Genomic DNA, 3,215 nt, shown 5'->3' on the forward strand with positions numbered 1-3,215 from the left:
AAAGCACGGCAGCGTCCTACCCTCGCAGGCAGTCTCCCACCAACTACTCTCGGCGTGAAGAAGCTTAACTACTGTGTTCGACATGGTTACAGGTGTTTCCTTCTTGCTATTGCCACCGTACTTTTTCGTTTGAGTTCTTACACTCAAAACTAAATATAATCTCTTGAAAAAACTTTCTTACACTATCCAGATTGCTCAAGCTCTGGTCAAGTCCTCGACTGATTAGTACTAGTCCGCTCCAAGTCTCACGACTCTTCCACTCCTAGCCTATCTACCTCTTAGTCTTAGAGGTGTCTTACTACTTACGTATGGGAAATCTCATCTTGAGGGGGGCTTCGCACTTAGATGCTTTCAGCGCTTATCCCTGCCATACTTAGCTACCCAGCGATGCCTTTGGCAAGACAACTGGTACACCAGCGGTATGTCCATCCCGGTCCTCTCGTACTAAGGACAGCTCCTCTCAAATTTCCAACGCCCACGACGGATAGGGACCGAACTGTCTCACGACGTTCTGAACCCAGCTCGCGTGCCGCTTTAATGGGCGAACAGCCCAACCCTTGGGACCAACTTCAGCCCCAGGATGCGACGAGCCGACATCGAGGTGCCAAACCTCCCCGTCGATGTGAACTCTTGGGGGAGATAAGCCTGTTATCCCCAGGGTAGCTTTTATCCGTTGAGTGATGGCCCTTCCATGCGGTACCACCAGATCACTAAGCCCGACTTTCGTCCCTGCTCGAGTTGTCTCTCTCGCAGTCAAGCTCCCTTATACCTTTACACTCTGTGAATGATTTCCAACCATTCTGAGGGAACCTTTGGGCGCCTCCGTTACTCTTTAGGAGGCGACCGCCCCAGTCAAACTGCCCATCTGACACTGTCCTATATCTCGCTTAGAGATACTAGTTAGAGTAGCCATCAAACAAGGGTAGTATCCCAACATTGCCTCCAATAAGACTAGCGTCCTATCTTCTCTGGCTCCTACCTATCCTGTACATGTTTAACAGCTACCCAATATCAAATTGCAGTAAAGCTCCATGGGGTCTTTCCGTCCTGTCGCGGGTAACCCGCATCTTCACGGGTATTATAATTTCACCGAGTCTCTCGTTGAGACAGTGCCCAAATCATTACACCTTTCGTGCAGGTCGGAACTTACCCGACAAGGAATTTCGCTACCTTAGGACCGTTATAGTTACGGCCGCCGTTTACTGGGGCTTCAGTTCGAACCTTCGTCTTACGACTAAGCTCTCTCCTTAACCTTCCAGCACCGGGCAGGTGTCAGCACCTATACGTCGTCTTACGACTTTGCAGATACCTGTGTTTTTGATAAACAGTTGTTTGGGCCTATTCACTGCGGCTGGCTGTTACACCAGCACCCCTTCTTCCGAAGTTACGGGGCGATTTTGCCGAGTTCCTTAACGAGAGTTCTCTCGCTCACCTTAGTGTTCTCCACTCGACTACCTGTGTCGGTTTGCGGTACGGGTACGTTATCTCTCACTAGAAGCTTTTCTTGGCAGTGTGACTACAGAACCTTCGCTACTTTATTTCGCTCCTCATCACAACTTGTGCTTATTGAAAGCAAGCATTTGACTCACTCTCACACTTGTTGCTTGAACATGGGCTTCCAGCGCCATGCGTTCCTTGCCTCCTGCGTCCCTCCTTCGCTATTAACGATTTAACGCAGTACAGGAATCTCTACCTGTTGTCCATCGGCTACGCCTCTCGGCCTTACCTTAGGTCCCGACTTACCCTGGGCGGACGAGCCTGCCCCAGGAAACCTTAGTCTTTCGGCGGACAGGATTCTCACCTGTCTTTCGCTACTCATACCGGCATTCTCACTTCTAAACGCTCCAACTATCCTCTCGATTAGCCTTCACCGCATTTAGAACGCTCTCCTACCACGTGTATTACTACACATCCACAGTTTCGGTACTATGCTTAGCCCCGGTAAATTTTCGGCGCAGCGTCACTCGACTAGTGAGCTATTACGCACTCTTTTAATGATGGCTGCTTCTGAGCCAACATCCTAGTTGTCTACGCAACTCCACATCCTTTTCCACTTAGCATAGATTTTGGGACCTTAACTGGTGATCTGGGCTGTTTCCCTTTCGACTACGGATCTTATCACTCGCAGTCTGACTCCAGTGCTTTGATATCTGGAATTCGCAGTTTATCTGAATTCAGTAACCCCTGACGGGCCCTTCGTCCAAACAGAGCTCTACCTCCATTATCATCCTCGCACCAGGCTAGCCCTAAAGCTATTTCGGAGAGAACCAGCTATCTCCAAGTTCGTTTGGAATTTCACCGCTACCCACAGCTCATCCCCGCAATTTTTAACTTACGTGGGTTCGGTCCTCCAGTGCGTTTTACCGCACCTTCAACCTGGCCATGGGTAGGTCACTTGGTTTCGGGTCTACATCAACTAACTCTCTCGCCCTATTCAGACTCGCTTTCGCTGCGGCTCCGTCTTTTCTGACTTAACCTCGCTAGTTAACGTAACTCGCCGGTTCATTCTACAAAAGGCACGCCATCACCCTTTAATGGGCTCTGACTACTTGTAGGCACACGGTTTCAGGTTCTATTTCACTCCCCTTCCGGGGTTCTTTTCACCTTTCCCTCACGGTACTGGTTCACTATCGGTCACAAATTAGTATTTAGCCTTGCGAGATGGTCCTCGCTGCTTCAACCGGAATTCCTCGTGTTCCGGCCTACTCAGGATCCTGCTCAGTGTGCATTCGATTTCGCTTACGGGGCTCTCACCCTCTCTGGCTTACCTTCCCAGATAATTCTGCTATCTCCTGCACTACCTTATTACAGTCCTACAACCCCAAATGATAAATCACTTGGTTTGGGCTCTTTCCGTTTCGCTCGCCGCTACTTGGGAAATCGATTTTTCTTTCTCTTCCTGCAGCTACTTAGATGTTTCAGTTCACTGCGTCTTGCCCTAACTGACTATGTATTCATCAGCTAGTAGCATGATCTCTCATACTGGGTTCCCCCATTCGGATACCTCCGGATCATTGTGTACTTACCACTCCCCGAAGCATTTCGCTGTTAGTCGCGTCCTTCTTCGCCTTCTTGTGCCTAGGCATTCACCGTGCGCCCTTATTTACTTGACCTTACTCAAGATACTCTCTCGGTCGCTCTTGCAATCTGTTTCTTATCTCTTTGATTGTGTCTCGGTTTTTTCTTGGATTATATTCAGTTTTCAATGTACTAAC

The 3,215-nt window shown here is 49.2% G+C and carries 2 rRNA genes; both read right to left on the reverse strand.

The window, feature by feature from the left end:
* Positions 1 to 3: 3 nt before the first annotated feature.
* Positions 4 to 120 (reverse strand): 5S ribosomal RNA (gene rrf / locus PT278_RS07915).
* Positions 121 to 202: 82 nt separating this feature from the next.
* Positions 203 to 3,113: ribosomal RNA gene (locus PT278_RS07920) — 23S ribosomal RNA — on the reverse strand.
* Positions 3,114 to 3,215: the final 102 nt, after the last annotated feature.

Origin of the sequence: Lactobacillus sp. ESL0703, from assembly GCF_029433435.1 — a bacterium.
Lineage (GTDB): Bacteria > Bacillota > Bacilli > Lactobacillales > Lactobacillaceae > Lactobacillus.